Genomic DNA, 22,157 nt, shown 5'->3' on the forward strand with positions numbered 1-22,157 from the left:
GGTCGGCCCCGTTCCGGAGCCCGGTGTTCGTGAGGAAGGTGCGGATGGTGGCGGTCACGGCCGCTGCGCCCCGCAGCGTGTGGTGTCGATGGCGTAGATCGAACTCGTTCCGCAGATGAAGAGCCGCGAGCGATCCGGCCCGCCGAAGGTGAGATTGGCCACGACCTCCGGCACCCGCACGCGGCCGAGCCGTTCGCCGGCCGGCGTGAAGCAATGGACGCCGTCGGCCGCCGAGATCCAGAGGAGATCCTCGGTGTCGACCCGCAGGCCGTCGGGCACGCGGTCGACCTCGCAAACGACCCGGCTCGTCCCCAGCCGCCGGCCATCCTCCACGGTCAGTGCCCGCACGTGATGCGGCCGGCTGTCATCGGTGCCGAAGCCGTGGCCGCGGGCGCGGCCGGAATCGGCGACGTAGAGAACGGATTCGTCGACCGAGAAGGCCAGGCCGTTGGGCCGGTCGAAATCGTCGGCGACGAGCTCGACCGCACCGGTGTCGGGATCGATCCGGTAGACATTGTTCGACCCGATCTCGCTCTCTGCGCGAATGCCCTCATGGTCCGAGATGATTCCGTAGGGCGGATCGGTGAACCAGATCGAGCCGTCGGACTTAACCACCACGTCGTTGGGCGAGTTCAGCCGCTTGCCCTGCCAGTGGGTTGCCAGCACCTCGTAGGTGCCGTCCATCCGGGTCCGGCTGACGCAGCGCCCGGTATGCTCGCAGGAGATCATCGCCCCGTCGCGGTCGCGGGTATGGCCGTTGGTGCTTTGCGCCGGCTGGCGGAAGACGCGCAGTCCGCCCTCCTGCGTCCAGGCCATCATGCGGTTGTTGGGAATGTCGGAGAAGCGCAATTCGCCGATCTCGTCGAACCAGACCGGCCCCTCGGCCCAGATGAACCCCTCCGCAATGCGCTCCAGCTTCGCGTCTGGCGGGAAGAATGCCGCAAAGCGCGGATCCTCCACGGCCACAGCCGACCCTGTTTCCCCCATATTCGGCCCTCCCGCCGGCAGTTCGTCCCGGGCGTTTGCAGCAGGAATGCCGCCGCCCCTCGCCTTGAGTGTCACCCGTAGGCGACGCAGATCAACCCTTTACTGTCGGATTTCGCATCGCAACATGGCTATACATGCAGCGCAAAGTTGAAATCCGCCAGCGGCAGCCCGGCCATTGACCGATCGCAGCACCGAAGCTAGCGTAGCATCGTTGCACACGTGTGCAAAGGGCGGTTTTACTTGGGGCGGTTGGCGCTTCTAATTGATTTCGCAACGATAAATACGGGCGTTCGACGCTGGGAGGCCGCGAACGCGCCGGATCTCGGGAGGATGGAATGAAGCCGTTTTCGAAATTGCTGGCGCCGGGCGTCGTCGCTGCGTCGCTGCTGGGCGCCATGGTGCCGGGGCATGCCCAGGACGTCACGCTGGCGACCTCCATGCCGGCGCTGGAGTTCCCGTTCTTCGTCCACATGCAGGACGCGCTGACCAAGAAGGCCGAGGAGGTCGGCGGCATCAGCCTGATCGCCACCGACGGCCAGAACCAGACGACCAAGCAGACCGGTGACGTCGAAGCGGCGATCATCCAGAGCGTCGACGGCATCATCATCAGCCCGATCGACGCGGTCGCGATGGCCCCGGCCCTCAAGCAGGCGGTGGATGCCGAGATCCCGGTGATCACGATCGACCGCCGCGTCGACGGTGTCGAGGGCATCCTGTCCCATGTTGGCGCCGACAATGTCGTCGGCGGCGAGGCCCAGGGCAACCTCATCATGGAACTGTTCCCGGACGGCGCGCGCGTCGTCAATCTGCAGGGCCAGCCCGGCGCGAGCCCGGCGATCGATCGCAACAAGGGCCTGCACAACGTCCTCGACGGCAAGGACAATTACGAGTTCGTCGCCGAGCAGACGGCGAATTTCGCCCGCGAGGAAGGCGCGTCGGTCACCGAGGCGATCCTCGGCGGCCTCGCCACCCCGCCCGATGTCATCGTCGCCGCCAATGACGACATGGCGCTCGGCGCCTTGCAGGTGGCGCAGGAGCGCGGCCTCGACATCCCGATCATCGGGTTCGACGCCCTGCCCGAGGCACTGGCCTCGGTGCGCGACGGCGGCCTCGCCGCGACCATCGAGCAGTTTCCCGGCGGCCAGAGCGCCACGGCGCTGGAGGCGATGATCGCGCATCTGCGCGACGGCAAGGCACCCGAGCCGCTGGTCCTCTTGAACCCGATCGCGATCACCAAGGACAATCTCGACAAGGCCGAGCGCCTCGGCGAGATCCAGTAGCGCCGGGCGTTACCGCGCTGCCAGAAGAGCCGGCGTTGCCGCCGGCTCTTTCCCGTCCCTGTCTTCGGATGAGACCATGACCCCTGCGCCCCCGTCTGCGGTGCCGCACTCGCGAGCGCATCCCTTCGATGCGATCCAGTTCCTGGCCCGCTATGCCGCCCCGCTGTTCCTGCTGCTGCTCGTCGCGATCTTCGCCATTCTCGAGCCGCGTTTCCTGCACCCGCTCAACATCTTCAACGTCCTGCGGCAGGTGTCCATCGCCGGGCTGATCGCCATCGGCATGACCTTCGTCATCCTGACCGCCGGCATCGACCTGTCGGTCGGCTCGCTCCTGGCGCTCGCCGGGCTCGTCGGCGCCTATGTCGCCAAGGGCGGCCTGGACGACCGCTTCGCCATCGCCGCCGGCGACGCTGCCGGCAACCCGGTGATCTTCGCCGTCCTCGCCGCGCTCGCCGTCGGCATGGCGGGCGGTGCGCTCCAGGGGCTGGCGATCACACGCCTCAAGGTGCCTCCCTTCGTCGTCACCCTGGGCGGGCTCACCGCCTTTCGCGGCGCTGCGCTGCTGTTTTCCGGTGGCGGGCCGATCTCCGGCTTCACCGCCGACTACGCCTGGTGGGGCCAGGGACGCATCTCGATGGTGCCGGTCCCGGTCATCATCTTCATCCTCGCGGCGCTCGTCGCCCATCTGGTGCTGCGCTACACCGCCTTCGGCAAGCACGTCTACGCCACCGGCGGCAACGCCCGGGCCGCTGCGCTGAATGGCGTGCCGATCCGCCGGATCGTGATGCTGGTCTATGTCATCAGCGGCTTCTTCTGCGGCCTCGCCGCCTTCCTTCTCTCGGCCCGCCTGAACTCGGCCGAGGCGGTCGCCGGCCTGAGCCTGGAACTCACCGTCATCGCCTCCGTCGTTATCGGCGGCACCAGCCTCTTCGGCGGCGTCGGCAGCATCTTCGGCACAGTCGTCGGCGCGCTGCTGATCGGCGTTCTCACCAACGGTCTGGTGCTGCTCAACGTCTCCTCCTTCATCCAGCAGATCCTGATCGGCGTGATCCTCGTGGCGGCCGTCGCCCTCGACCAGTTCGCCGCCACGCGGAGGCTTGCCGAATGACCGGACCGCTCTTCGAACTGCGCAACGTCTCCAAGCGCTTCGGCGCGATCCACGCGATCGACGACATCGACCTGACGCTAGGCCATGGCGAGGTCGTCGGCCTGATGGGCGACAACGGCGCCGGCAAGTCGACGCTGGTGCGCATCATCGCCGGCAATTTCCAGCCGTCCGAGGGCGAGATCGCGCTGGAGGGACAGCCGGTGCGCTTTGCCGACAGTGCCGATGCGCGCAATCACGGCATCGAGGTGGTGCATCAGGACCTGGCGCTCTGCGACAACCTGACCGCGGCAGACAACGTCTTCCTCGGCCGCGAACTCAAGCGCCGCATCGGTCCTTTCCAGGTGCTCGACTACCGCGCCATGTCGCGCCGCGCGGCCGAGCTCTTCGCCGAGCTCCAGTCCGAGACCCGCCCCGGCGACAAGGTGCGGATGATGTCCGGCGGCCAGCGCCAGGCCGTCGCAATCGCCCGGACCCGGCTGGCGCAATCGAAGATCGTCCTGATGGACGAGCCGACCGCCGCCATCAGCGTGCGACAGGTCGCGCAGGTGCTGGACCTCATCAAGCGGCTGCGCGACAGCGGCGTCACCGTCGTCCTCATCAGCCACCGCATGCCCGACGTCTTCGCCGTCGCCGAGCGCCTGGTGGTGCTGCGCCGCGGTCGCAAGGTCGCCGACAAGCCCATCTCCGCCAGTTCTCCCGAAGAGGCAACCGGCCTGATCACGGGAGCGCTCGAAACGGCATGACGGCAGGCAAGCGACCCTCGCGTCAGTCCCGCCGCCGCGTGACCGCGCTGGACGTCGCGGAACTCGCCGGCGTGTCGCGTTCGGCGGTGTCGCGCACCCTCACCGAGGGCGCCAGCGTCTCGGACGAGACCCGCCGCAAGGTGCTCGCCGCCGCCAAGGAGCTCGGCTATCACCGCAACGCTCTGGTCCGGGCGATGGTAAGCCGGCGCTCCGGCATCATCGGCATCGTCACCGGCCGGCTCGACAATCCCTTCATCGCCGTCGCGCTGGAGCGGCTGGCGCGGCGCCTGCAGGATGACGGCCTGAAAACGCTGATCTTTTCCGGAGACGCGGAGAGCGACCTGCAGATCGCCATGCCGTCCATGCTGGAATACCGGGTCGACGGCTGTTTCTTCCTGTCCAACGACATCTCGCCCCAGTCCGCCGCCCGCTACACCGAATTCGATATTCCGCTGGTCGTCGTGTTCAATTCCGATATCGAGGGCATCTCGGACCACGCCGACGAGGTGCCGGTGGGCGCGGTCACGGTCGACAATGTCGAGATTTCGGCGGCCGTCGCCGACCTGCTTCTGGATGCCGGCTGCCTGCGCCCTGCCTATCTTGCCGGACTGCCCTGCGCGGCGACCAGCGGCGAGCGGCGACGCGGCTTCACGGACCGGCTCGCCGCCCGCGGTGTGGCGCTGCTTGCCGAGGAGACGGGCAATTTCAATTATGCCGACGGTCTTGCCGCCAGCCGGCGGCTGCTGTCGGGAGCCGAGCGGCCGGACGCGATCTTCGCCGCCAACGACGTCATGGCGCTGGCGGTGATCGACGTGGCGCGCAGCGAGCTCGGCCTGCAGATTCCCGGCGATCTGGCGGTCGTCGGCTTCGACGACATCGGCGTTGCCGCCCATGCGGCCTATGACCTGACGACAGTCCATCAGCCGGTCGCCGCGATGATCGACGCGGCCGCCGACATGATGCAGGAGCTTCTGGCCGATCCGAGCCGTCGCCCCTCGGACAGGCGGCTGGCGTCACGTCTGGTGATCCGCGGATCGGCAAGGCCGCCGCGCTCGCATTCGAACATGGAGAACGTCGCGTGAGCCTGCCGGCTGCCCCATCCGCAATTGTCGACGACCGGCCGCTGGTGATCAGCGTGCCGCATCCGCGCTCGCTCGCGCTGATCCTGACCGATGCGCGGCGCAGGCAGCTCTTCGACACCTATCAGGTCGTGGAATGCGAACCGGACGGTCTGGCCGCCCTGCCCGATCCGGTCCTGGCGGCGGCCCGCTATATTATCGGCCAGCCTCCGATCGACGCGGCCACGCTGGAGCGGCTGCAGTCTCTGCGCTGCGTCTTCAATGTCGAGAGCAACCTCATCGACAACATGCCCTATCCGACACTGTTCGAGCGCGGCATTCACGTGGTGACGACGGGCGCCGTCTTTGCCCAGCCGGTCGCCGAACTGGGTCTCGCCATGGCACTCGATCTCGCCCGCGGCGTCAGCACCGCGGCGCGCGCTTTCCGCGAGGGGCGCGAAGCCTGGGGCGGCGACGGCAATCAGGGCGCCCGCCTGATCGGCGGTTCGGAAGTTGGCCTGATCGGGTTTGGCGATCTCGCCCGGGCGCTGCACCGGCTGTTGACGGGGTTCGGCGTCACCATCCGGGTCTTCGACCCCTGGCTTCCCGACGCGATCCTGCGCGGCCACGGCGTTGTCCCCGCCACGCTAGAGGAGGTCATGGCCGAGAGCGACACGATCTTCACCGTCGCCGCGGTCACCTCCGAGAACCAGGGCTTCATCGGCGCCGCCCAGTTTGCGGCGATGCGCGCGGGTGCGTCCTTCATCCTCCTCAGCCGCGCCGACGTCGTCGATTTCGACGCCCTGATGGCGGCGGTGCGCGCCAAGCACATCCAGGCCGCCAGCGACGTCTTCCCCGAAGAGCCCCTGGCACCGGATCATCCGGTGCGCACCCTCGACGGCTTCCTCTGCTCGGCGCATCGCGCCGGCGCGCTCGATATCGCGTTCAAGCGGATGGGCGACATGGTGCTGGACGACATGGACCTGATGGACCGCGGCCTGCCACCGATGCTGTGCAAACGGGCCGAGCGCGAGACCGTCGCCAGGATGCGCTCGCGCCCGGTGACGACAAACTAGATCGGCGGCCGCAACGAGGCTCCGTCTGAACGAACAGGGAGGATCACCCATGCAGTTCGGCAAACGCGAGATCGGGCGCACCGGCGTCCAGGTCACCGAATACGGCTTCGGCGGCGCGCCGCTGGGCAATCTCTACGCCCCGATCGCCGAGGACGAGGCACGCGGCCTCCTGACCGACGCGTGGGAGGCGGGCTTTCGCTATTTCGACACGGCTCCCTATTACGGTTTCGGCCTGTCGGAGCGCCGTTTCGGTGACGCGCTGCGCGGGTTGCCCTGGCAGGAGGCGGTCGTCTCCACCAAGGTGGGGCGGCTGATCCGGCCGGATCGCGGGCCCAATCCGGACCGGGAGAAGTTCGTCGACGCGGCGCCCTTCCGCTCCGACTACGACTATTCCTACGACGGCGTCATGCGCTCCCACGAGGACAGCCTGCAGCGGCTGGGCATCGACCGGGTCGACATCCTCTTCCTGCATGACATCGGTCCGGTCACCCATGGCGCCGCGGCGCATCCGGCGCTGTTCAGGCAGGCCATGGAAGGCGGCTACCGGGCGCTCGACGAATTGCGCCGCAATGGCGACGTCAAGGCGATCGGGCTCGGCGTCAACGAGTGGCAGGTCTGCGAGGAGGCGATGGATCACGGACGCTGGGACGTGTTCCTGCTGGCCGGCCGCTACACGCTTCTCGAACAGACCGCACTCGACAGCTTCCTGCCGCGCTGTCAGCGTGAGAACGCCTCGATCGTCATCGGCGGGCCGTTCAATTCCGGCATTCTGGCGACGGGGCCCGTGGCTGGCGCCACCTACGACTACGAGCCGGCGCCGGCCGCAATCCTGGAGCGGGTGCGGCGGATCGAGAGCGTCTGCGAGGCCCATGGCGTGCCGCTGGCCGCTGCGGCCCTGCGCTTTCCCCTCACGCATCCGAGTGTCGCCGCGGTCATCCCCGGCATGTCGTCCCGCAACCATCTGCAGCGCAATCTGCAACTGATCGGGCAGACGATTCCGGCCGGCCTCTGGTCGGACCTGAAGTCCGAAGGGCTGCTGCGCACTGATGCGCCGGTCCCGCAGGACTGACAAGGCGACCGCCGCTGGCAGGAGCCGCGGCGGTCGTGATCACGCGGATCGCTTGAGGATCAGATCAGCAAGTCGGCGAGGATGTTGTTGTCGGTGATGTCCTGGTAGCTGACGCCGTTCTCGGCGAAGCGGGCCAGCAGCCCCTCGAAATTCGCCGGGTCCTTGGTCTCGATGCCGATCAGGATCGAGGCGAAGTCGCGGGCCGATTTCTTCAGATACTCGAAGCGGGCGATGTCGTCGTCCGGGCCGAGATAGTCGAGGAAATCCTTCAGCGCGCCGGGGCGCTGGGCCAGCCGCAGGATGAAGTACTTCTTCAGCCCCTCGAAGCGCAGCGCCCGCTCCTTCACGTCCGGCAGGCGCTCGAAGTCGAAATTGCCGCCCGAGACCACCAGCACGACGGTCTTCCCGCGGATCTCGTCCTTCAGGTCGCGCAGTGCGTCGATGGCCAGCGCGCCGGCCGGTTCCAGGACGATGCCCTCCAGATTGAGCATCTCCAGCATGGTCTGGCAGAGCCGTCCTTCCGGCGACAGCAGCACGTTGTCCGGCGCAAAGCGCGACAGCGTCTCGTAGGGCAGCGCGCCGATCTCGGCGACGGCCGCACCGTCGACGAATCCGTCGAGCTGCGGCAGACGCGTGCGCTCGCCCTTTTCCAGGCTGGTGCGCAGGCTGGGCGCCCCGAGCGGTTCGACGAAGCGGAAGTCGGGGCTGGCTTCGCCGGCGTAGTAGCGCGCAAGGCCCGAGGCCAGTCCGCCGCCGCCGACCGGCAGCACCAGCATGTCGGGGCGCTCGCCGTCGAGCTGCGCGGCGATCTCCTGGCCGACCGTCGCCTGGCCTTCGACGATGTCTTCATGGTCGAAGGGCGGCACCATCGCCGCGCCGGTCTCGGCAGAATAGGCCTTGGCCGCCGCGTAGCAATCGTCGAAGAAGTCGCCGATCAGCTCGATCTCGACGGCATCGCCACCGAAGACACGGGTCTTGTCGATCTTCTGCTGCGGCGTCGTCACCGGCATGTAGACCCGGCCCTCGAGGCCGAAATGCCGGCAGGCAAAGGCGAAGCCCTGGGCGTGGTTGCCGGCCGAAGCGCAACAGAACCGCCCGGTGGCCGAGCCGTTGGCGATCCGCTTGCGCATGAAGTTGAAGGCGCCGCGGATCTTGTAGGAGCGCACCGGCGTCAGATCCTCGCGCTTCAGGAAGATGCGCGCATCGTATCTCGCGGAAAGATGCTCGTTGAGCTGCAGGGGCGTCGCCGGAAACAGGGCACGCAGGGCCTCTTCCGCGACAGCGACGCGGCGGGAAAACTCGTTATCGGACATGGATCACAGACTTAGCTCTTGTGGAGCCGGCTCCGGCTCCGAAGGAATGCACGGCCGTCACATGTGGCGGCCGGATAGGCGGAAGCTGTCTAGACGACGCCGCCGCGGGCCGGACATGTCTGGGCGCCGGATGGCTGCAGTGCAGCAGGAGCGCCAGACATGCCGGCGCCGATAATCAGGGACGTGGCTCCGCCGATCGTGATGTTCCATGCCATCGCGCGCCCCTTTCTCTGCTCGATTGCCGTTGCGCCAGCCATCGGCCATCCGCGCGAATTTGTAAAGCCGCGCGGCCGATCCGCGTCACCGGCGTCGCTGTCGTTGCACGGGTTGAAAGCCGGGGCGATAATCATCGCTCTCAAGCCTGCGCGGGAGAATGCCCGATGGACCTCGTCATGGCAGTCGGCAGCGTGTTCGCGGTTTTCATCCCGGCATTGATGCTGCCGGGGCCCGATTTCGTGGCGGTCGTGCGCTCTGCCATGACGCGGGGATCGCGGGCCGGCCTGGCGACGGCGCTGGGCGTCTCGCTCGGTCTCGGCTTCTACGCCGCCCTGAGCCTGATCGGCCTGTCGGCGATCCTGACCCAGTATCAATGGCTGGCCTGGTTCGTCCGCATCCTCGGCGGCGCCTATCTCGTTTTCCTCGGGCTGCGGTTGATCATCAAGCGGCCCGATCAAGTGGAGATCGCCGGCGAGGCGCCGCGCGAGCGCAGTGCGCTTCTGTTCGGCTTCGTCGTCACCCTCACCAATCCCAAGGCGATCGTGCTGTTCGCCAGCGTCTTTGCGACGGCCGCGTCCGGCGCCATGCCGTGGTGGGTCATGGTGCTGATGATCGGCCTGGTCGTCGCGAGTTCACTGGCCGGGTATTCCGCCGTCAGCCTGTTCATGGCCTCGCCGCCGATCATGGCCCGGTTCCGCGATGCCCGTCACCGTATCGAGCGGCTGGCCGGCGCCTGCTTCGTCGCGATCGGGCTGAAGATCATGTCGGATGCGCGGAACCCGGTCTCGGCCTGATCGGAACGGCGGGACCGGGCCGTCTGGCGGTCCAAGGCGTCAGACGAAGAGGTCGACCAGTTCGAAGCGTTCGACGTCGACGATACCCTTGTCGGAGATGCGCAGGCTGGGAATGACCACAAGCGCCAGCAGTGAATGCTGCATGTAGGCGTTGTTGAGCGTGCAGCCGGCCGCCCGCATGGCCGCGATCAGCCGGTCGGCCTTTTCCGCGACGATCTCGGCGCGTTCGCTCGACATCAGGCCGGCGATCGGCATCTCGACCAGCGCCTGCTCCTTGCCATCGGCGAAGAAGACCACGCCGCCGCCGACCTCGCCCAGCCGGTTGGCGGCCAGCGCCATGTCGTCCTCGGACGTGCCGACGACGATCATGTGGTGGCTGTCATGGGCCACGGTGGAGGCCATGGCGCAGCGCCCCGTGTAGCCGAAGCCGGACACGAAGCCGTTGACCACGTCGCCGCTTGCCCGGTGCCGCTCGACCAGCGCGATGCGGCAGACGTCGTTGTCCGGATCGGGCATGGCGATCCCGCCCTGCACCGGGACACGTGCGGTCAGGGCCCGGGTCGGCGCCTGGTTCTCGACCACCCCGATGACCCGCGCCTCGACCGTCGCGCCGGCGCCCTTCGGCGCGGCGACGCGGAAGTCATCCGCCGTCAGTGCCCGGCCGAGCTTCACCGTGTCGATGGCGCTCTCCGGATAGGCATGGGCCGGCATGTCGGCTTCCAGCTTGCCGCCCGACGCCAGCCGCACGCCACGGCCATAGACGGCGTCGATGGTCAGATCGCTCAGATCCGAGACGATCAGGAAGTCCGCGCGGCGCCCCGGCGTGACCGAGCCGATCTCGCGCTCCAGCTTGAAATGCTCGGCGGTGTTGATCGTCGCCATCTGGATCGCCGTCATCGGCTTCAGGCCACGCGAGATGGCATGCCGCACGACGCGGTCCATGTGGCCCTCGCGGACCAGCGTGCCGGAATGGCAGTCGTCGGTGCACAGGATGAAGTGCCGCGAGTCGAGACCCATCTCGGTGATGGCCCGCACCTGTTCGGCGACATCGTACCAGGCCGAGCCCAGCCGCAGCATCGCCTTCATGCCCTGGCGCACCCGCGCGGCGGCATCTTCCATGCGGGTGCCCTCGTGGTCGTCCTCGGGACCGCCGGCGACATAGGCGTGGAAGGCGCGGCCGAGATCGGGCGAGGCATAGTGTCCGCCGACCGTGCGTCCGGCCTTCCGGGTTGCCGCGATCTCGCCGACCATCGTCGGGTCGTTCGCCGCCACGCCGGGGAAATTCATGACCTCGCCGAGGCCGATGATCGCCGGCCAGCCCATCGCCTCCGCGACATCCCGCGGGCCGAGGATCGCGCCGCCTTCCTCCAGGCCCGGCGCCGACGGCACGCAGGACGGCATCTGCACCCAGACATTGACCGGCTGGGCCAGCGCCTCGTCATGCATCAGCCGGACGCCCGGCAGGCCCAGCACATTGGCGATCTCGTGCGGGTCGATGAACATCGAGGTCGTGCCGTGCGGAATCACTGCGCGGCAGAACTCGGTAACCGTCACCATGCCGCTCTCGACATGCATGTGCGCGTCGCAAAGCCCCGGCATGATGAAGCGCCCGGCAGCGTCCACCACCTCGGTATCCGGCCCGATCATGTAGCCGGCGTCGGGCCCGCAATAGGCAAAGCGCCCCGCTGCGACCGCGACATCCGTCTGCCGGATGATCTCGCCGGAATGGACATTGACCCAGCGCGCATTGCGCACGACCAGATCCGCATGGGTCCGCCCCATCGCAACATCGACGAGTTGCGGCGCCACGGCCTCGAACGGGGGCACGCTGGTGGGTAGATCGGTCATGGAAAGTCCCCGTGGAGAGAGCCCGGCCGCCGCTGCCAGTCCGGGATCGGCGGTCACACTTTGTGGTGATCAGTGCCACTGATGGCTCGCTCATGGAGCCATCGTTCGCGAATTGCAGCAAGAACCGGCACTAAGTCGTTCTGTCTGCTGGTGCGGGCGGCGGGACTCGAACCCGCACGGGACGAAGCCCGAGGGATTTTAAGTCCCTTGCGTCTACCATTCCGCCACGCCCGCGCCGCGGCGACCTCAACCAAACGGGGTATCCGTGTCAAGATTCGTGGACCGAATGTCACACTGAAACAAAAAGCCATCGCGAATTGCGGCGGAAATGAGTAACGTTGCGTAACCGGCGGGCCAGAAGCCGGACCACACGAGCATGGGAGACCGACGCATGACGGAGCACTCCAGCCGTTTCGGAGACACCACCCGATCCGCGCGCATTGCCCGCGTGGAGAGTGTCGACAGCGCCAGTACCGATGCTCGCGAAGCGCAGGGTTTCCTCGTCCGGTTGAAGAAGCAGAATGCGGCCCTGACGCGCCTGCTCGATGCGCTCAATTTCGAAGGCAGCGGCTCGCTTCAGGAGACGCCGAACAACTGAGACGCGCGCATTTCGGCACCCCGATCATGCAGGCCGTCAGCCCGCATAGGTGACGCAGGCGATCGGAATCATGTCTTTGCGCTGTCTATCGGTGTAGCGGTCGCCCGAGCAATATCGGACGACCACCCTCTAGGGACCTATCGTCCCCCTCGCCTTCCCGAGAATTCCGGCATGGTTCAGGCCGCGACCTTCGCGGCAATCTCGGCGATGTGCCGACCCTGGAAACGGGCGCCGTCGAGCTCGATCTGGCTCGGCATGCGCGAACCGTCACCCCTGGCCATGGTGGAAGCACCATAGGGCGTGCCGCCGACAATCTCGTCCATGTCCATCTGTCCGGCGAAGGCATAGGGCAGACCGACGGCCATCAGCCCGTGATGCAGCAGCGTCTTGATCACCGAGATCAGCGTCGTCTCGTTGCCGCCATGCTGGGACGCGGATGAAGTGAAGGCGCCGCCGACCTTGCCGACGAGCGCGCCCTTCGCCCACAGCGGGCCGGTGCGATCCCAGAACGCCTGCATCTGCGAGGCCATGTTGCCGAAGCGGGTCGGCACGCCGACGATGATGGCGTCGTAGTTGGGCAGATCCATCGGGTCGCATTCCGGATGGGCGTAATCCGTCTTGAAATGTGCCGCCGCCACAACTTCCTGCGGGGCCGTCTCGGGGACGCGCTTGATGTCTACCGTGGCGCCGGCGCTGTTCGCGCCCTCGGCCACAGCCTCTGCCATCGCCTCGATATGTCCGTAGCTGGAGTAGTAGAGTACGAGGACTTTCGCCATCGGTTCGCTTCCTTTCAGGAAATGTCGTGAAGTCTGACGCCGCATGGGCTCGGGGCCTTACCTAGTCGGCTTGCCGGCATCCGAGAGGGGGTAATGTTGCAACGCACCGTCACCCCGCAGAAGCGAAGCGGGCGTCTTGCCATTTTGCGCCGGGCCTTGCCTTGCGGCGCCGAACGCCCTCATTAGCGGTGCTGCAGCGCCGTCCGGACCGGGTGGTACCGCTGAGAATCGATCGAGCTGTGGAGGGTCGCGGACGCAGTCCGTGCCGTGGTCCCAGCGCAGTGCCGGAGCTTCGCCATGAGTGCCCAACCCGCCGCGACCGCCGCGATGCTCGCCATCGGCGACGAGCTCCTGTCCGGGCGCACCAAGGACAAGAATATCGGCCATCTGGCGGAATTCCTGACGCTCGCCGGCATTGATCTCAAGGAAGTCCGCATCATCGGCGACGAGCCGCATTTCATCGCGGACACGCTCAATACGCTCAGGCGCAGCTACGACTACGTTTTCACCTCGGGCGGGATCGGCCCCACCCATGACGACCTGACCGCCGATGCGGTCGCCGCCGCCTTCGGGCTGCCCATCGGCGAGCATCCCGAGGCGGTCGAACTCCTGGCGGACTATTATGCTGGCCGTGGCCTCGAGTTCACCGACGCCCGCCGCCGCATGACTCGCACCCCGGAGGGCGCGACGCTCATCGACAATCCGGTGTCGAAGGCCCCGGGCTTTCGCATCGACAATGTCTTCGTCATGGCCGGTGTCCCGCAGATCTTCCAGGCCATGCTGAGCAATGTCCTGTCGACGCTGCCGGCCGGCCAGGCCATCGCCAGCCTCGCCATCCCCTGCCCGTACGGCGAAGGCGACATCGGCGATCCGCTGCGGACCCTGTCGAAAGCGCACCCGGCGGTGAAGATCGGCTCCTATCCGAAATTCGACGGTGACCGCTACTCCACCGAGATCGTCGTGCGTTCGCGCGACGATGCGGCCCTGAAGAACGCCGCAGCCGCCGTCACGGCGATGCTCGAGGATCTTGGACGGGCGCGTACCAAGGGGTAGGACCGAGCCCGGCGGACCGGCGATCTCTTTCCGATCCGACGCCGGCAACGTGTCCGTTTTGCCGCAGTGCTGCGGCGCTCGGCTGTTTTATGCGTGGAAACCGGCGTCCGTGCCGCGTCTGTGGGCAACTTGGCTTGCATCGGCGGGATGATTCGATCTATCGCAACCGCTCCCTCCAGCAGCCCGGAAGCGCGTCATGTCCACGGTCGAGAAATCCTTCCCCGTCTCCTGGGACCAGTTTCACCGCGATGCACGGGCGCTGGCCTGGCGGCTGGCGAGCCAGCGCGACGACTGGCGCGCCATCGTCTGCATCACCCGTGGCGGCCTCGTGCCGGCGGCCATCATCGCCCGCGAGATCGGCACGCGCCTGATCGAGACGGTCTGCATCGCCTCCTACCACGAGTACAGCGAGCAGGGAGAGCTCAGGGTTCTCAAGGAGATCTCGCCGGAACTCCTGAAGGACGAGGGCGACGGCATCCTGATCGTCGACGACCTGACCGACACCGGCAAGACCGCCGGTCTGGTGCGCACCATGCTCCCCAAGGCGCATTTCGCCACCGTCTACGCCAAGCCGAAGGGCCGGCCGCTGGTCGACACCTTCATCACCGAAGTGTCGCAGGACACCTGGATCTTCTTCCCCTGGGATCTCGGCCTCACCTTCCAGGCGCCGATCAGCAAGAGCACCCTCGGCTGACACCCACTCGGCAATAAGCTTCTCGCCGGCTCGGTTCGCTGTCCGGCTGAAGCGGCGAGACGCGTCCGGGCGTCGATCTTCGTAGCCAGGCACCGATTCGGCCGCCGCTTCCGGCAGATCTGGTCCGGGCGTCCTCCGCCCGCCTTCGCACCGTTGCTGGACCGCACCGGTACGACTTTAAGCGTCCGACGAAATGGCCGGGCTCCGGCGCCTTCGCGGACTTGTCCCCGCTTTCAACCGCTGTCCACACTTGCGCTCGCCAGCCTCCCCCTGCGAGGTTGGCCGCGAAGCTGCGGGCCCGCCCGAGAGCGATCCGGCGCCGGCTGGAACGTCGGCCCGGCAGGGCGGAATCGGCCGCTTGGCGCCAAGGCGTTAACCGCTGTCCACAGGCCCATCGGGAATAGGTGGATAAGCTGCCGCCTCCGGTCCGGAACGCCCGATTCAGAGTCGCTTAACCACCCCGAATATACTATATCTAGTGTCGCCAGCCGGGACCCATACCACATGCGCCCGGCGGCGATTTTTCGAGGACAACGCGCCGCGCGAAGGGGTTTCCCTCGCCCGCTGGCGCGATTCGTTGCGGCAAACACGGAATAGACGAGGACCGTCATGGGCATGAAGATCGAACGCCGGTACACGAAGGCTGGCGAGAGCGCCTACCATTCGGTCGAGTTCCGCAAGGCGACGAGCGAGATCAAGAACCCCGACGGTTCGGTGGTCTTCCGCCTCGCCGGCATCGACGTGCCGGCCCAGTTCAGCCAGGTCGCCAGCGACATCCTGGCGCAGAAATATTTCCGCAAGGCGGGCGTGCCGAAGGCGCTGAAGAAGGTTGAGGAGAACGACGTTCCCTCCTTCCTCTGGCGCTCGGTCGCCGACGAGGAGGCGCTGGCCAAGCTGCCCGAGGCCGAGCGCACCGGCTCGGAGATGGACGCACGCCAGGTCTTCGACCGGCTCGCCGGCACCTGGACCTACTGGGGCTGGAAGGGCGGCTATTTCGCGTCGGAAGAGGACGCCGCCGCGTTCAAGGACGAGCTCGCCTACATGCTCGCCACCCAGAAGGTCGCGCCGAACTCGCCGCAGTGGTTCAACACCGGCCTGCACTGGGCCTACGGCATCGACGGTCCCGGCCAGGGCCATTACTACGTCGACTACCGCACCGGCGAACTGACCCGCTCGACCTCGTCCTACGAGCATCCGCAGCCGCATGCCTGCTTCATCCAGTCCGTCGCCGACGATCTGGTCAATGACGGCGGCATCATGGATCTGTGGGTCCGCGAGGCGCGCCTGTTCAAATACGGCTCCGGCACCGGCTCCAACTTCTCCTATCTGCGCGGCGAAGGCGAAACCCTGGCCGGCGGCGGCAAGTCGTCGGGCCTGATGAGCTTCCTGAAGATCGGCGACCGCGCGGCGGGCGCCATCAAGTCGGGCGGCACCACCCGCCGCGCCGCCAAGATGGTCGTTGTCGACATCGACCATCCCGATATCGAAAACTACATCTCGTGGAAGGTCCGCGAGGAAGAGAAGGTCGCCGCGCTCGTCACCGGCTCCAAGACCGTGTCCAAGCACCTCAAGGCGATCCTGTCGGCCTGCGTGAACTGCGAGGGCCCGGACGGCGACTGCTTCGAGCCGATGAAGAACCCGGCGCTCAAGCGCGCGGTCAAGGACGCCAAGCGCGCCCAGGTTCCGGAGAACTACGTCAAGCGCGTCATCCAGTTCGCGCGGCAGGGCTACACCGACATCGAATTCCCGGTCTACGACACCGACTGGGATTCCGAAGCCTATCTCACCGTCTCCGGCCAGAACTCCAACAATTCGGTCTCGCTGAAGGACGACTTCCTGCGCGCGGTCGAGGAGGACGGCACCTGGGACCTGATCCGTCGCACCGACGGCAAGGTCGCCAAGACCCTGAAGGCGCGCGAGCTCTGGGACCAGATCGGCTATGCCGCCTGGGCCTCGGCCGATCCCGGCCTGCACTACAACACCACCATGAACGACTGGCACACCTGCCCGGCGGCCGGCCCAATCCGCGCCTCCAATCCGTGCTCGGAGTACATGTTCCTCGACGACACAGCCTGTAACCTGGCGTCGCTGAACCTCATCCAGTTCCGCGAGGAAGGCCTCGACGGCCCGGAGGGCATCAAGCGCTTCGACACCGACGCCTTCGAGCATGCCACCCGCCTGTGGACCGTCGTTCTCGAGATTTCGGTGATGATGGCGCAGTTCCCGTCCAAGGAGATCGCGCGGCTGTCCTACGACTACCGCACGCTGGGCCTCGGCTTCGCCAATATCGGCGGCCTGCTGATGACCGCCGGCATCCCCTATGATTCCGACGAGGGTCGGGCGATCTGCGGCGCCATCGCGGCGCTGATGACCGGCGTCGCCTACAAGACCTCGGCCGAAATGGCCGGGCATCTGGGCGCCTTCCCGGACTACGAGCGCAATTCCGAGCACATGCTGCGCGTCATGCGCAATCATGGCCGCGCCGCCCATGGCATCGCCAATGGCTATGAGGGCCTGTCGGTCGACCCGGTCCCGCTCGACCATGCCTCGCTGCCCGACAAGCGCCTTTCTGCCCGGGCCAAGACCGCCTGGACCGATGCCGTCGAGCTCGGCAAGAAGAACGGCTACCGCAACGCCCAGGTCTCGGTGATCGCGCCCACCGGCACGATCGGCCTCGTGATGGATTGCGACACCACCGGCATCGAGCCCGACTTCGCGCTGGTGAAGTTCAAGAAGCTCGCCGGCGGCGGCTATTTCAAGATCATCAACCGCGCCGCGCCGGAGGCCCTGCGCTCGCTCGGCTACACCGAGGCCCAGATCGCCGAGATGGAGGCCTATGCGGTCGGCCACGGCAATCTGAACCAGGCACCGGCGATCAATCCGGGCTCGCTCAAGGCCAAGGGCTTCACCGACGAGCACATCGCCGCGCTCAACGCCGCGCTCGGCTCGGCCTTCGACATCAAGTTCGTCTTCAACAAATGGACCCTCGGCGAGGCGTTCATGAAGGAGACGCTGGGCGTCTCCGACGAGCAGCTCGCCGACTTCGCCTTCGAGCTGCTGCCGTTCCTCGGCTTCTCGAAGAAGGACATCGACGCGGCCAACGTCCATGTCTGCGGTGCCATGACCCTCGAGGGCGCGCCGCACCTTAAGCCCGAGCACCTGGCGGTGTTCGACTGCGCGACGCCCTGCGGGCGCATCGGCAAGCGTTACCTGTCGGTGGAATCCCACATCCGCATGATGGCGGCGGCGCAGCCCTTCATCTCGGGAGCCATCTCCAAGACCATCAACATGCCGAACGAGGCGACGGTCGAGGATTGCAACGCGGCCTACATGCTGTCGTGGAAGCTGGCCCTGAAGGCCAACGCCCTCTACCGCGACGGCTCCAAGCTGTCGCAGCCGCTCAACGCCTCGCTGATCGCCGACGAGGACGACGAGGACGAGGACGCCGTCGAGATGGCGACCGCGGCGCTGGCCTCCGCGACCAAGCCGGCCCAGGCCGCGGAAGTCGCCGAGCGCATCGTCGAGCGCATCGTCGAGAAGGTGGTGCGTGACCGCGAGAAGCTGCCGAACCGGCGCAAGGGTTACACCCAGAAGGCCATTGTTGGCGGCCACAAGGTGTATCTGCGCACCGGCGAGTTCGATGACGGCCGCATCGGCGAGATCTTCATCGACATGCACAAGGAGGGCGCGGCCTTCCGGGCAATGATGAACAATTTCGCCATTGCCATCTCGCTGGGCCTGCAGTTCGGCGTGCCGCTGGACGAATATGTCGAGGCCTTCACGTTCACCCGCTTCGAGCCGGCGGGCATGGTCCAGGGCAACGAGGCGATCAAGAACGCCACGTCGATCCTCGACTACGTCTTCCGCGAGCTGGCGGTCTCCTATCTGGACCGGCACGATCTCGCCCATGTCCAGCCGGAAGATTTCGGCGCCTCGACCCTCGGTCGCGGTGTCGAGGGCGACAAGCCGCAGCCGCTGCCGGTCTCCCACGGCATGGTCCGCGGTCAGACGTCGAAGTTCCGGCTGATCTCCTCGGCCGAGCCCCAGGGCAACGCGGCGAACGCCCCGGCCGGCACCAAGCCGGTGACGACCGCCGCGCGGACGGCGGCCAACACCGCCGGCGGATCCCCTGCCCGCGTCACCGGTCGTCCGGCAACGGCGGCCGCTACGGCGACGGCTTTGTCGCCGACGGCACTCGGCACGCCGGCGACCGCCTTCAAGCGCGACTACGAGCAGGCGCCGCTTGCCGATCCGGCCCCGACGTCGGACACGACGCCGGCCCAGGGCCTGTTCGACCAGCCGCTGGCCTATGAGGCGAGCGCGAAGGACACAGCCAATGTGGCGGCGGCACCGTCGACCGCCGAACGGCGCTCCATCGCCATGATGAAGGGCTACACCGGCGACAGCTGCACCGAATGCGGCAACTACTCGATGGTCCGCAACGGCACCTGCCTGAAATGCGACACCTGCGGCTCGACCAGCGGCTGCAGCTGATCCGACCCAAAGACCGTCAAAAAGCCCCGGAAGCCCTGCTTCCGGGGCTTTTTCGTTTGGCGAAAAGAGTTTGACCTGAAGCGTCGTCGGATCTCGCCCCCCGTTTCGGGCGACGGGGCGCGTGCGGGCCGGCCTGCCGCCGCAAACGGATTGGCAGCAACCCTGCACGGCGCGGCGAGCCAGAACGGCCCTTTTGCCGCGCCATGACCCGCGACGGAGGTCCGTTACCGCGTCCCGGAGGCACCCGCCTGCGCTTGCCTTGCGCCGACTCCCCCGGCAGCTTGGTCGGGTGACGCAACGGGAGGTGCCGAGATGAAGAGCGCTTTGTTGACGATCCTGACCCTCGCCCTGGCGTGGACGCCGGTCGAGGCCCGGACCAAGGCGGCCGCCTGGGTGGTGAAGGAACAGATCGCCGAGGCCTGCGATGGCGGGCGGGGAACGATCGATCCGGTCGGTGTGATCGAGCGCGACCTCGACGGCGATGGCAAATCGGACCTCATCCTCTCCCATGACGCGATCTTCTGCAGCGACGGCCGGTTCGGTCGCAGCGGGTTTTGCGGTGCGCAGGTCTGCTCGGTGATCTTCTATGTCCGCCGCGGCGGCCTCCTGAAGAAGGTCGGCGAGGTGCTCGGCGGCGGCGTCACGATCGGCCAGGGCCGCCGCCCGCCCATCTCCATGCACGGGCATGGCGGCCAGTCGGTCTCGGTGAAGTGGAACGGCAAGGCGTTCGAGTGAGCCGTGGCGCTGCACGGGCGACGGCGGGTGGCGGCACGTCGATGACGGCCGTTCTGCAGCGTCTCTGATACCGCCACCGCCGAGGCATGGGTCCTCGGGTCAAGCCCGAGGATGACGCCCGGCGGATGTGGCGCCCAGCCGTCATTCGCCTCTGCGGCCGCTTCAGCTTCTGCTCCTGTGGAGGTCGCGCTTGGTGCCGGCGATGGCCGAGGCGGCGAGACTGTGCCGCGTTCTGTCCAGCGTCGGCTTCCAGCTCCCGGCTTCGCTATCGCCACCATCACCCACCGTCGGGGCCGTCATCGTCGCCGCTCTGCATCGGCCAGCACGCGCCGTCCAGTGCGCTTACGCGCCATACTCCCGAACGAGGTCGTCATCCTCGGGCTCGACCCGAGGACCCATGCCAAATCCTGGCAGCCGCCTACCGCCTCGCGGGCATGGGCTCCGCCGCGCCGCGGCAACCGCTGCTCCCGCTGACAATCCACGCCGCATCCGTCACACCCCGCACCGGCCGAGCCCACGCGCCTGCGCCCGCAACACCCGCCGCCAGCGCAGAACGCCGCCTCCCGCGACCCCGCTTGATCGACATCAAAGCGCCGGACACTCGCCGCTGCCACACCACCCCCATCCCGCAATTGCGACCGCCTGATCGAATCGGCGTCCGGCGGGCATGTGACCGAGGGGGTTCCTGACGTGAAATACCAAACCGAGGCGATGTTCATCGGCGGCGCGGCGCTGGTCGCGCTGCTCGGGGCCGGCTTTGCCAGGGATGCGCAGTTCGCCGCGCATGCCTATGTCCTGTTCTTCATCCTGGCGGGCGCGACGGTGGTGCTGCTGCGGCGCATCGAATTCGCCGATGCCGCGCAGATCCCGCTGAAGACCAACGGCACCGAATATGCCGACGAGGTGGTGCGCTACGGCGTCATTGCCACGGTCGCCTGGGGCATTGTCGGCTTCCTCGTCGGCGTGCTCGCCGCCGCGCAGCTCGCCTGGCCCGATCTCAACATCGAGCCCTGGTTCAATTTCGGCCGCGTGCGTCCGCTGCACACCTCGGCCGTGGTCTTCGCCTTCGGCGGCAACGCGCTGATCGCCACCTCCTTCTACGTCGTCCAGCGCACCTGCCGGGCGACCCTGTGGGGCGGCAACCTCGCCTGGTTCGTGTTCTGGGGCTACCAGCTCTTCATCGTCCTGGCGGCGACTGGCTATCTTCTCGGCATCACCCAGAGCCGCGAATATGCCGAGCCGGAATGGTATGTCGATCTGTGGCTGACGGTGGTCTGGCTCGCCTATCTGGCGGTGTTCCTCGGCACGCTGATCCGCCGCAAGGAACCCCACATCTACGTCGCCAACTGGTTCTACCTGGCCTTCATCGTGACCATCGCGATGCTGCATGTGGTCAACAATCTCTCGATGCCCGTCTCCTTCATGGGCGCCAAGAGCTATTCGGCCTTCTCCGGCGTCCAGGATGCGCTGACCCAGTGGTGGTACGGCCACAACGCCGTCGGCTTCTTCCTCACCGCCGGCTTCCTCGGCATGATGTACTATTTCATCCCGAAGCAGGCGAACCGGCCGGTCTATTCCTACCGCCTGTCGATCATCCACTTCTGGTCGCTGATCTTCCTCTACATCTGGGCCGGGCCCCACCACCTCCACTATACCGCCCTGCCCGACTGGGCGCAGACGCTCGGCATGGTCTTCTCGATCATGCTGTGGATGCCCTCCTGGGGTGGCATGATCAACGGCCTGATGACGCTCCAGGGCGCCTGGGACAAGCTGCGCACCGATCCGATCCTGCGCATGATGGTCATTTCCGTCGCCTTCTACGGCATGTCGACCTTCGAGGGTCCGGTGATGTCGATCAAGGCGGTGAACTCGCTGAGCCATTACACCGACTGGACCATCGGCCACGTCCATTCCGGCGCGCTCGGCTGGGTCGGCATGATCTCCTTCGGCGCGGTCTATCATCTGGTGCCCAAGCTCTGGCACCGCGAGCGGCTCTACAGCCTGCGCCTGGTCAACTGGCACTTCTGGCTCGCGACGCTCGGCATCGTCGTCTACGCAGCGGTGATGTGGGTCTCGGGCATCATGCAGGGCCTGATGTGGCGCGAATACGGAGCCGACGGCTACCTCGTCTACTCCTTCGCCGAGACCGTCGCGGCCATGCATCCCTACTACGTGCTGCGCATGCTCGGCGGCCTGATGTACCTCGCCGGCGCGCTGATCATGGCCTTCAACGTCTACAAGACCATCCGCGGCGAGATCCGGTCGGAAGTACCGATGGGCGGCCAGACGCCCGCAATCCAGATGGCAGGGTAAGG

The 22,157-nt window shown here is 67.1% G+C and carries 17 protein-coding genes and 1 tRNA gene; 13 read left to right on the forward strand and 5 right to left on the reverse strand.

Features of this window, described 5'->3' with window-relative positions; genetic code table 11:
• Positions 1-54: 54 nt before the first annotated feature.
• The gene (locus H9Q09_RS01880) at positions 55-987 is read right to left on the reverse strand and encodes an SMP-30/gluconolactonase/LRE family protein (RefSeq protein ID WP_187389659.1); all 933 of its coding nucleotides are present in this window, start codon (positions 985-987) and stop codon (positions 55-57) included.
• Between the two features lie 335 nt (positions 988-1,322).
• Here H9Q09_RS01880 and H9Q09_RS01885 point away from each other — a divergent pair, with 335 nt between their 5' ends.
• The 6 genes from H9Q09_RS01885 (at position 1,323) to H9Q09_RS01910 (ending at position 7,321) form a co-directional block, all read left to right on the forward strand.
• Positions 1,323-2,267 carry a substrate-binding domain-containing protein gene (locus H9Q09_RS01885; RefSeq protein ID WP_246715958.1) on the forward strand — a complete coding sequence of 315 codons (945 nt, stop codon included), beginning with the start codon at positions 1,323-1,325 and terminating at the stop codon, positions 2,265-2,267.
• Between the two features lie 76 nt (positions 2,268-2,343).
• Positions 2,344-3,375 carry an ABC transporter permease gene (locus H9Q09_RS01890; RefSeq protein WP_210315169.1) on the forward strand — a complete coding sequence of 344 codons (1,032 nt, stop codon included), beginning with the start codon at positions 2,344-2,346 and terminating at the stop codon, positions 3,373-3,375.
• Positions 3,372-4,118 (forward strand): ATP-binding cassette domain-containing protein, encoded by a 747-nt coding sequence (locus H9Q09_RS01895; protein ID WP_187389660.1) that lies wholly within the window; start codon positions 3,372-3,374, stop codon positions 4,116-4,118. Before H9Q09_RS01890 ends, H9Q09_RS01895 begins: the two co-directional genes overlap by 4 nt.
• The gene (locus H9Q09_RS01900) at positions 4,115-5,200 is read left to right on the forward strand and encodes a LacI family DNA-binding transcriptional regulator (RefSeq protein ID WP_187389661.1); all 1,086 of its coding nucleotides are present in this window, start codon (positions 4,115-4,117) and stop codon (positions 5,198-5,200) included. The genes H9Q09_RS01895 and H9Q09_RS01900 overlap by 4 nt, the downstream gene beginning before the upstream one ends.
• Positions 5,197-6,252 carry a hydroxyacid dehydrogenase gene (locus tag H9Q09_RS01905; protein WP_230785238.1) on the forward strand — a complete coding sequence of 352 codons (1,056 nt, stop codon included), beginning with the start codon at positions 5,197-5,199 and terminating at the stop codon, positions 6,250-6,252. The genes H9Q09_RS01900 and H9Q09_RS01905 overlap by 4 nt, the downstream gene beginning before the upstream one ends.
• Before the next feature lie 49 nt (positions 6,253-6,301).
• Positions 6,302-7,321, forward strand: a complete 1,020-nt coding sequence (locus tag H9Q09_RS01910; RefSeq protein ID WP_187389662.1) for an aldo/keto reductase — start codon at positions 6,302-6,304, stop codon at positions 7,319-7,321.
• Between the two features lie 59 nt (positions 7,322-7,380).
• On the opposite strand, the gene ilvA is transcribed toward H9Q09_RS01910, so the two are convergent.
• Positions 7,381-8,634 carry a threonine ammonia-lyase IlvA gene (gene ilvA, locus H9Q09_RS01915; protein WP_187389663.1) on the reverse strand — a complete coding sequence of 418 codons (1,254 nt, stop codon included), beginning with the start codon at positions 8,632-8,634 and terminating at the stop codon, positions 7,381-7,383.
• Positions 8,635-9,026: 392 nt separating this feature from the next.
• Here ilvA and H9Q09_RS01920 point away from each other — a divergent pair, with 392 nt between their 5' ends.
• Entirely contained in the window at positions 9,027-9,644 is a 618-nt protein-coding gene (locus tag H9Q09_RS01920; protein WP_246715959.1) for a LysE family translocator, read from the forward strand.
• A gap of 39 nt (positions 9,645-9,683) precedes the next feature.
• On the opposite strand, the gene ade is transcribed toward H9Q09_RS01920, so the two are convergent.
• Both ade and H9Q09_RS01930 read right to left on the reverse strand, forming a co-directional pair.
• On the reverse strand, positions 9,684-11,492 hold the full coding sequence (gene ade / locus H9Q09_RS01925) for an adenine deaminase (RefSeq protein WP_187389665.1): 1,809 nt from the start codon (positions 11,490-11,492) through the stop codon (positions 9,684-9,686).
• Positions 11,493-11,640: 148 nt separating this feature from the next.
• A tRNA-Leu gene (locus tag H9Q09_RS01930) sits at positions 11,641-11,726 on the reverse strand.
• A 157-nt stretch (positions 11,727-11,883) separates the two neighbouring features.
• Here H9Q09_RS01930 and H9Q09_RS01935 point away from each other — a divergent pair.
• Positions 11,884-12,090 (forward strand): hypothetical protein, encoded by a 207-nt coding sequence (locus H9Q09_RS01935; RefSeq protein ID WP_187389666.1) that lies wholly within the window; start codon positions 11,884-11,886, stop codon positions 12,088-12,090.
• Positions 12,091-12,266: 176 nt separating this feature from the next.
• On the opposite strand, the gene wrbA is transcribed toward H9Q09_RS01935, so the two are convergent.
• Positions 12,267-12,866: an NAD(P)H:quinone oxidoreductase gene (gene wrbA / locus H9Q09_RS01940; protein WP_187389667.1), complete on the reverse strand. Its 600-nt coding sequence runs from the start codon at positions 12,864-12,866 to the stop codon at positions 12,267-12,269.
• Between the two features lie 297 nt (positions 12,867-13,163).
• Here wrbA and H9Q09_RS01945 point away from each other — a divergent pair, with 297 nt between their 5' ends.
• From H9Q09_RS01945 to ccoN, 5 genes are all read left to right on the forward strand, one after another.
• Positions 13,164-13,919 carry a competence/damage-inducible protein A gene (locus H9Q09_RS01945; RefSeq protein WP_187389668.1) on the forward strand — a complete coding sequence of 252 codons (756 nt, stop codon included), beginning with the start codon at positions 13,164-13,166 and terminating at the stop codon, positions 13,917-13,919.
• 196 nt (positions 13,920-14,115) lie between these two features.
• Positions 14,116-14,613 carry a xanthine phosphoribosyltransferase gene (gene gpt / locus H9Q09_RS01950; protein WP_009209626.1) on the forward strand — a complete coding sequence of 166 codons (498 nt, stop codon included), beginning with the start codon at positions 14,116-14,118 and terminating at the stop codon, positions 14,611-14,613.
• Positions 14,614-15,228: 615 nt separating this feature from the next.
• A complete protein-coding gene (locus tag H9Q09_RS01955) occupies positions 15,229-19,107 on the forward strand; it encodes a vitamin B12-dependent ribonucleotide reductase (RefSeq protein ID WP_187389669.1) in 3,879 nt (1,292 codons plus the stop codon).
• A 312-nt stretch (positions 19,108-19,419) separates the two neighbouring features.
• Positions 19,420-19,842 carry a hypothetical protein gene (locus tag H9Q09_RS01960; protein ID WP_187389670.1) on the forward strand — a complete coding sequence of 141 codons (423 nt, stop codon included), beginning with the start codon at positions 19,420-19,422 and terminating at the stop codon, positions 19,840-19,842.
• Positions 19,843-20,532: 690 nt separating this feature from the next.
• Positions 20,533-22,155, forward strand: a complete 1,623-nt coding sequence (ccoN, locus tag H9Q09_RS01965; protein WP_187389671.1) for a cytochrome-c oxidase, cbb3-type subunit I — start codon at positions 20,533-20,535, stop codon at positions 22,153-22,155.
• Positions 22,156-22,157: the final 2 nt, after the last annotated feature.

It is taken from the genome of Aurantimonas sp. DM33-3 (assembly GCF_014334315.1).
Taxonomy (GTDB): Bacteria; Pseudomonadota; Alphaproteobacteria; order Rhizobiales; family Rhizobiaceae; genus Aurantimonas; species Aurantimonas coralicida.